10 protein-coding genes are annotated in these 7,498 nt (G+C 71.8%); 4 read left to right on the top strand and 6 right to left on the bottom strand.

What is annotated here, in order from left to right; translation table 11 throughout:
• Window positions 1–208, bottom strand: a 208-nt coding sequence (locus ITP53_RS52485; RefSeq protein ID WP_195902986.1) for a maleylpyruvate isomerase N-terminal domain-containing protein, incomplete at its 3' end; no start/stop codon positions are given.
• Between the two features lie 328 nt (window positions 209–536).
• On the opposite strand from ITP53_RS52485, the gene ITP53_RS52490 reads away from it, so the two are divergent.
• On the top strand, window positions 537–872 hold the full coding sequence (locus tag ITP53_RS52490) for a hypothetical protein (protein ID WP_195902987.1): 336 nt from the start codon (window positions 537–539) through the stop codon (window positions 870–872).
• On the opposite strand, the gene ITP53_RS52495 is transcribed toward ITP53_RS52490, so the two are convergent.
• Entirely contained in the window at window positions 869–1,678 is an 810-nt protein-coding gene (locus ITP53_RS52495) for an alpha/beta hydrolase (protein WP_195902988.1), read from the bottom strand. The genes ITP53_RS52490 and ITP53_RS52495 overlap by 4 nt on opposite strands.
• A 126-nt stretch (window positions 1,679–1,804) precedes the next feature.
• Between ITP53_RS52495 and ITP53_RS52500 the strand changes: the two genes are divergently transcribed.
• Window positions 1,805–2,290, top strand: a complete 486-nt coding sequence (locus tag ITP53_RS52500) for a methylated-DNA--[protein]-cysteine S-methyltransferase (protein WP_195902989.1) — start codon at window positions 1,805–1,807, stop codon at window positions 2,288–2,290.
• Window positions 2,287–2,961: a 2OG-Fe(II) oxygenase gene (locus tag ITP53_RS52505; protein ID WP_195902990.1), complete on the top strand. Its 675-nt coding sequence runs from the start codon at window positions 2,287–2,289 to the stop codon at window positions 2,959–2,961. The genes ITP53_RS52500 and ITP53_RS52505 overlap by 4 nt, the downstream gene beginning before the upstream one ends.
• A gap of 111 nt (window positions 2,962–3,072) precedes the next feature.
• Here the strand turns inward: ITP53_RS52505 and ITP53_RS52510 are convergent, their stop codons facing one another.
• From ITP53_RS52510 to ITP53_RS52520, 3 genes are all read right to left on the bottom strand, one after another.
• The gene (locus ITP53_RS52510) at window positions 3,073–3,756 is read right to left on the bottom strand and encodes a helix-turn-helix domain-containing protein (protein ID WP_328818657.1); all 684 of its coding nucleotides are present in this window, start codon (window positions 3,754–3,756) and stop codon (window positions 3,073–3,075) included.
• A gap of 80 nt (window positions 3,757–3,836) precedes the next feature.
• Entirely contained in the window at window positions 3,837–4,601 is a 765-nt protein-coding gene (locus ITP53_RS52515; RefSeq protein ID WP_236052160.1) for an alpha/beta hydrolase, read from the bottom strand.
• 18 nt (window positions 4,602–4,619) lie between these two features.
• Window positions 4,620–5,834, bottom strand: a complete 1,215-nt coding sequence (locus ITP53_RS52520; RefSeq protein WP_195902991.1) for an amidohydrolase family protein — start codon at window positions 5,832–5,834, stop codon at window positions 4,620–4,622.
• Between the two features lie 101 nt (window positions 5,835–5,935).
• Between ITP53_RS52520 and ITP53_RS52525 the strand changes: the two genes are divergently transcribed.
• A complete protein-coding gene (locus ITP53_RS52525) occupies window positions 5,936–6,478 on the top strand; it encodes an SRPBCC family protein (protein ID WP_195902992.1) in 543 nt (180 codons plus the stop codon).
• A gap of 12 nt (window positions 6,479–6,490) precedes the next feature.
• On the opposite strand, the gene ITP53_RS52530 is transcribed toward ITP53_RS52525, so the two are convergent.
• A partial coding sequence (locus ITP53_RS52530) for a tetratricopeptide repeat protein (protein ID WP_407941412.1) occupies window positions 6,491–7,498 on the bottom strand: 1,008 nt, incomplete at its 5' end.

Here is a 7,498-nt window from a genome sequence, read left to right on the forward strand (position 1 = left end):
GGCTGGGGATGTGCCCTGCCGCGGCCTCGTTCAAGGTCTCGAAAGAGTCGTGAACGTGCTCCAGCAGCGTCTGCAGATCCCAGCCCGCGCAGGGCGTGGGACGACAGAGGACAGCCGGGGTCACGACGCGGAGACTGCCGAGCGTGTAGTCGATGGCCCGCTCCAGCAGCGCCACGCCCGCGGTCAATGCCTGCGCCTGCTCGCCCATATCGCCTCCTCACGGATGAAGACCCGCACGTGGCTGAAAACTCATCGTTGGCTCCTGAGCCGCTGGAACCTCCTGGCTCCATCCGGAGTAGATAGATCGAGGAGGTCTGATGAGGTGGTTACTGACTGTGGCGGCAACTCTGCTGCTGGTGATGGTCACCGGGTGTGCGGCTGACGGCGGTCTCGCGGTCGGGGCCGTTCCGAGCACGAGCCGGAGCCCGAGTCCGGGAGCTGAGAGCCCCGCCGGGCTTGGGAGCCCGATCCCGAGCAGCACCGCGAGTCCGAGCCTGGGTCCTCTTCTTCCCGGTGTCGGGTGCGACGGGACCTCGGTGTTCCGCAGTGAGACGTTCCCGGAGATGCCGGGGACCGCGCGGGACGCCGAGTTGTGGGGGCTGCTCTTCGCGCGGAGTCTGCCGGTACGCCGTGGCCAGGAGGCCAAGATCGTGTGGCGGATGACCGGTGAGGGGCCGTTGCGGGTCAGGGCCACGCTCCAGGACGGCACGCGGGCCAAGCCGGTGTGGGGGCCCGAGGAGCACAGCGGGTCGACCTGGCGGCGGCCCGGCGAGGAGTGGGGCACCGGTTTCGTCTTCCGGAAACGGGGCTGCTGGAAGATCGAGCTGACCCGTACACGCGGCTCGGGTCACGCCTCACTCCTCGTACGCTAACCGGGCAGGACGCGGTCCACGAAGGACGTGACGTCGTCCAGGACCTCGTCCTTGCTGGTCTCGTTGAAGACCTCGTGCCGGGCGCCGGGGTAGATGCGCTCGGTCAGGTCCGTGCCCCTGACCGCCTCGATGCCGGGGCGGCTGCCGCGGATCGGGACGAGCCGGTCGTCGCCCCCGTGCACCCAGAGCGTCGGCAGCGCCCCGAACGTCCCGCTCTTGGTGATCGTGGCGAGCGTCGTCGCGAACGCCTCCAGCGTGGCCCGCTTGAACGGCCCGTGCCACACCAGCGGGTCGGCGGCGTACGCGGCGCCCACCGAGAGGTCGCGGGAGAGCGTCGCCGGGTCGATGGGCCGGTCGGGCGGCTCCTCGTACGCCAGCAGCTCAGGAACGATCTCCCATTCGCCGATCACGGGCCCGGACAGGACGAGAGCGGCCAGGCCGTCGCCGTGCCGCTGGGCGTAGCGGGCCGCGATCAGGCCGCCCATCGAGTGGCCGATCAGCACGACGGGCACGCCGGGATGGTCGGACAGGGCGCGGCGCACAATGGAGTGCACGTCGGTGACCACGTCCTCGAAGTCCTCGATGAGCGCCCTGTCGCCCTCCGACTTGCCGTGGCCCACGTGGTCCACGCCGTAGACGGCGGCGCCGTGCCGGACCAGCCGGTCGGCGACGTACTCGTAGCGGCCGATGTGCTCGCCGTACCCGTGGACCAGGATGGCGAGGTAGCGCGGCCGGTCGTTGGGCCATTCACGGGCGACGACGCGGCCGCGTACGCCGCCGAAGGTGTGCTCTCTCGACTCTGCCATGGGTCACTCCTCGCTCGTCGGCCCGGATCGCGGCGAGCGTACGCCCAGGGCCATTGATCATCAAGAACGCGGCTGCGATGTCCGAAAACCGCTGACTTTTCTGAGCACCGCGGTGTTGTAAGAAGTATGAACATCTACACCACCATCGACAGCCCGCTGGGCGAGCTGCTGCTCGCCGGCGACGGCGTGGCGCTGACGCGCGTGTCGTTCGACGTGGGCGCGACGGCGGGGTGGCGGCGCGAGCCGCTCGCGTTCGCCGCGGCGGAGCGGCAGTTCGGCGAGTACTTCGCGGGCGAGCGCACGTCCTTCGACCTTCCCGTCCGCTCGCCCGGCACCGAGTTCCAGGAGCGCGTGTGGGAGGCGGTGGCGGCGGTGCCGTACGGGACGACCACGACGTACGGGGAGCTGGCGGCACGCGCCGGCGCGCCCCGTGACCGGATCCGCGCGGTCGGCGCGGCCGTCGGCGCGAACCCGCTGCTCATCGTGCGCCCCTGCCACCGCGTCGTCGGCGCGGACGGCGGTCTGACCGGGTACGCGGGCGGCGTCGAGCGCAAGCGCGACCTGCTCACCCTCGAAGGCGCGCTGCAGCCGCACCTGTGGAGCGTGTCATGAGCGACTGGACCCACGAGCTCGACGCGTACGGCTGCGCGCTGACGCCCCAGCTGCTCACGCCCGGGGAGTGCGCGGAGATCGCCGGCCTGTACGGCGAGACCGGCCTGTTCCGGTCGACGATCGACATGGCGCGCTACCGGTTCGGGTCCGGCCAGTACCGCTACTTCGAGCGGCCGTTCCCGCCCCTGGTGGAGCGGCTGCGGGCGGAGTTCTACCCGCGGCTGCTGCCGATCGCCCGCGACTGGGCGGCCCGGCTCGGGCAGCCGGCCCCCTGGCCGGACGACTTCGGCGAATGGCTGGACATGTGCCACCGCGCCGGGCAGACCAAGCCGACGCCCATCCTGCTGCGGTACGAGCAGAACGACTGGAACGCCCTGCACCGTGACCTGTACGGCGACCTGGTGTTCCCGCTGCAGGTCGTGATCGGGCTGGACCGGCCGGGTGAGGACTACACCGGGGGCGAGTTCCTGCTGGTGGAGCAGCGGCCACGGGCTCAGTCACGCGGGACGGTGACCACGCTGCCGCAGGGCCACGGGTTGATCTTCACAACCCGTGACCGTCCGGTGCGCTCGTCACGCGGCTGGTCGGCCGCGCCGGTGCGGCACGGGGTGAGCACGGTACGGTCCGGCCTGCGGCACACGCTCGGGCTGGTCCTCCACGATGCGAAGTGACACGACACGGAATGAACGCGACGCGAAGTGAACGCGACACGGAATGAACGCGACGCGAAGTGACGGCGGGCCGCATCCGGAAGTCAGCGGCCCACGATCACGTAGCCGGAGTCAGCCGCCGGTGACGTAGTCGAACTCGTCGTCGGCCAGGCTGCGTCGCAGGGTCCGCAGCACCTTGGCGGCGTCGTCGTACGGCCCCTCCATGTAGAAGGGCTTGCCATCGCGGCCGAACGTGATCGCCGCGTCGCCCTCCCACTTGCCCAGCGCGTCGGCCGCCGGCGCGAAGTCCTCGTGCGGCTCGAAACCGAGCTTGCGCGCGTAGTCGATGGACCCGAACACCAGGTGCCTGGCCAGCTCGATCGGCACCTCCTGCCAGCCGGCGTACTCGCCGAAGAAGTATTCGCGATAGCGCCGCAGCTCGCGGTCGTCGCACACCTCGGGCCCGACGGCGTTCTTCACGCCGAGGCAGTAGGCGTCGACCAGGTAGCCGCAGAGCGTCATCCGGTCCCAGGTGTGCCGGCGGGCGACGAGCACGCTCACCATGCCCTCGGCCGTGCCGGGCTGCTCGTCAACCCAGCCGCGCGCCGGGTCGACGCCGAGGCCCGCGCTCCATCCGACGTTGACCCAGCACCCGACCACCTCGGGCTCGGCGGTGCCGGTGCTCTCGGCGGCGATGGCCCGCACCAACGGCGCCACGACCGACGGTGACACCTTGAGGGCGCGGGCGATCTCCTTCGGCGAACGGCCCTGGAGGCGCAGCTCGCGTACTTTGTTCTGCAGTTCGGCAGTGTCCACCTGGGCAGCCTAGCGTCAGGGGCAGGACAGGGATCACGACCAGGCCGCGGCGTGGCGCGGGCGGTGCCGCCCTCAGGCGGTCAGGCGGCGGGCACCACCGCCCCGGTGTCGTCGAACGGCAGGCGTACGGTGCCGTCCTCGTCGGCGGAGTACGCGGCCGAGTACGCGTACATCTCCAGCAGTTCCAGGTCGCCTTCCCTGGTGCCCGCGAGCCGCCCGCGGAAGTCGGCGAGGAACCTGTCGTACGAGCCGCCGTACATGTCTCGCAGCCTGCGCGCCACCTTCGGGAACGCCACCCGCGCGCTGACGTCGAACAACGCGTCGCCGGCGTGCGTGGCCAGCGCCCCGAACACGTCGGGCGCCAGCATGGCGGTCACCATGGCGCCGTAGCCGCCGCTCGACTTGCCGGTGATCGCGCGGTGGTCCCGGTGGGCGAGCGTGCGGTAGTGCGCGTCCACCCATGGCACGACCTCGTCACGCAGGTAGGAGTGGTACGGGCCGGTGGCGGGCGAGTCGAGGTACTGGCTGCCGCCGAGTGAGGTCCACGCGTCGACGTACACGATGATGGCGGGAGGGGTGTCGCCGGTGGCGAACACGGCGTCGGCCAGCTCGGGGTACGGCTGCCTGAACGGCGTCCTGTTCAGCCACACGCCGACGTGACCGGTGTAGCCGAGCAGCACGTAGATGGTGGGATAGCGGCGTTCGGGCGTGTCGTCGTACCCCGGCGGGACGTACACCATGAGCGGCCGCTCGTGCGGATCCCCCAGCGGGTTGCCGCGCAGCAGGGCGCTGTCGACGACGTCGTGGTCCAGGCGGCCGGCCAGTTCGGCGGACCAGGGCAGCATGCGGTCTCCTTCGCGGGCTCAGCCGACGGACGCGGTCACGGTGTCCACGCCCGCCTGTGTGACGGACCGTCCCGAGACCAGGACGAGTGCGAGGTTGCGCAGGTCGGCGAGGCGTTCGAGCGGATCGCCCGCGACCGCGATCAGGTCGGCCCACTTGCCCGCCGCGAGGGTGCCGGTCACCTCCCCCACCCCGCAGGCGTCGGCGGCCAGCACGGTGGCCAGTTCGATGATCTCCGCGTTACCGTATCCGGCCTGCGCGAACACCTCCAGGCTCGCCACGAAGCCGTCGGTAGGGTTGTCCACGCCCGCCGCGCCGAACCCGGAGTCGGTCCCCGCGATGAGGCGTAGCCCGGCTTCGCGCATGGAGGCGATCCCGCGCAGCCAGTCGTCGAGCATCTCGGGGCCGTACACCTCGCGCGCCCGCCACATCACGCCGTGGACGGTCGGGCAGACGTACGTGCCGCTGGTGGCGACCACGTCGGCGAGCTCGGCGTCGAAGCGATGCCCGGACGGGGTGAAGAACGTGCAGTGCTCGATCGTGGTGACGCCCGCCTCGACGGCGCTGCGGATCGCCGCGTGCGCGTGGGCGTGCGCCGCGACTCCCTTGCCGCGCACCTCGGCCTCCTCCACGACCGCCCGGAGCTGCTCGGTGGTGTACTGCGCCACCCAGCTCGGCGCCGCGCCCGGCGTCATCATGCCGCCCGAGGCCATCACCTTCAGGCAGTCGGCGCCCGCCCGCAGGTTCTCCCTGGCGACGCGGCGGATGGCGCGCTCGTCGTCGGCCTCGCCGCCCATGTACCAGCAGTGGCCGCCGGTGAGCGTGATCGGCCTGGTCGCGGCCACGATGTGCGGGCCGACGGCCAGGCCCTCCTCGATCGCGTCGCGTAACGCCAGGTCGAGGAAGCCGCGCGCGCCGAGGTCGCGCGCGGTGGTGACGCCGGCGGAGACGAGCTTGCGGGCGTTCTCCGCCATCCGCAGCAGCAGGTGACGCTCGCTCTCCGGGCTCCGGCGCGTCACCGGGTCGACCTTGGCGTCGAACCCCAGGTGCACGTGCGCGTCGACCAGCCCGGGCAACACCGTGTGGCCGGGCAGCTCGACGACCTCTGCCGCCTCGCCCGCGCTGCCGCGCGGCCCGACCGAGACGATCTCCGAGCCGTCGACGAGGACCTCGCCATCCACGATCACCTCTCCCTGGCGGCCCGTGAGCACCTTGGCGGCGCGAATGATCCTCATGTGCCCAGCCTGCCACGCGCATCTAAAGGCGGCGAGAAGGAGATCGTAAGCGCCGCCGGGCACCTTGGACCCATCACCGCAGTGAGCAGGAGGACGGAACGATGCCCCAGACCGCCGAGTACGACATCACCCAGGTCTTCAACGCTCCCCGTGAGCTGGTGTGGGCCGCCTGGACCGAGCCCGAGCGCTTCTCGCGGTGGTTCGTGCCCTCCTCGCTCGCCACGCCGGTGGGCCGGATCACCCTGGACGCCCGGCCCGGCGGGGTCTGGCGGGCCACGCTGGTCGGTGAGGAGGGGTTCGAGGCGACGCTCGAAGGGACGTACCGGGAGGTAGAGGCGCCGGAGCGGCTGGTGTTCACGACGGGCGACCCCGACGACCCCGGCGAGGGGCCGGCGTCCATGGTCACGATCGCCTTCCTGGAAGTGGACGGCAAAACCGAAATGCGCTTCCACCAGTACGGCGTCAACACCGGCGAGGAGCATGCCCAGCAGGCCAGGGCGGGGTGGCTCGAGTTCTTCGACCGCCTCGCCACGCACCTGGAGCACGCTGGAACCGAGCACGTGAAGCACACGGGAGCCGAGCCCCCGCTGCACCTGCAGCAGGTGGAGCACGCGGAGCAAGCGGGAACCGAGCGCCTGGAATAGGGGCCGGGGCCGTCAGAGCAGGTCGGGGGCGTCGTCCAGCTTGTAGGTTGCGCCCTGCGCGTACGCCGCGGCGAACGCCTCCTCCCCGAGCGCCTCGCGCACCCGCGTGGTGACCCGCTCGATGTCCTCCTGCTCCGAGGGGCCGGCCGGAGTCCCGTTGGTCTCCCTGGCCGCGGCCGCCAGCCCCAGCAGCCTGGCGGCCGTCTCGGTGGGCCCGGCGGCCGAGGCCGCGCCCTCCACCGCACCCGCCAACGTCCTGGGGTCGCCGATCCTGCGGGCCGCGGCCATCGCCTCCACCTGCAGCTCCATGGCACCGGCCGGATCCCCGCGCAACTGCGTGAGGTATCCGAACTCGATGAGCGTGTCGGCCAGGTGCACAGCCGGCTCCACGTCGGGATCACGCGACACCCACTCCAGCAGGTGGTGCAGATGCCGCTCGGCCAGGTCCAGCCGTCCCGCCCGGCGCGCGGCGAAGGCGATGCACATCTCCGCCATGGTCTCGCCCTCCTTGTAGCCCTGACCGGCGGCCAGCTTCATGGCGGGCTCGCACACCTCGATGGCCCGCTCGTAGTCGCCGCTCAACAGCGCGATCCAGCCCAGCCAGGCGGTCCGCGTGGCCACCTCGGGCCACAACCCCAGGTCCTCGGCCATCCGCAGCCCCTCGGCGAAGAGCCGGTTGGCCCGCTCGGCGTCGTTCGCCATCTCGGCCAGCGAGGCCAGCCACTCCGTGGCCCGCAGCAGCCCCCACCGGTCACCCAACTCGGTGAACAGCCGCGCGCTCTCCTCCGCGTCGCGCTCCAGCGCCTCGACGTCCCGCCGCGTGAACGCGTCCCGCGCCCGCCTGCCGAGCGCGGCCGCGATCCCCCACCGATCCCCGACCTCCCTGAACGTCGCCAGCGCCCGCCTCGTCAGCTCCTGCCCGGTCGGCACGTCACTGACGTGCATGGCCAGGAACAGCTCCGCTCTGGCCCGTTCCCTCCGATCTCCGACCATGCGCAGCACGGGCTCCCACTCCACGTC

The sequence above is a fragment of the Nonomuraea cypriaca genome (assembly GCF_015645445.1).
GTDB classification, from domain to species: Bacteria; Actinomycetota; Actinomycetes; order Streptosporangiales; family Streptosporangiaceae; genus Nonomuraea; species Nonomuraea cypriaca.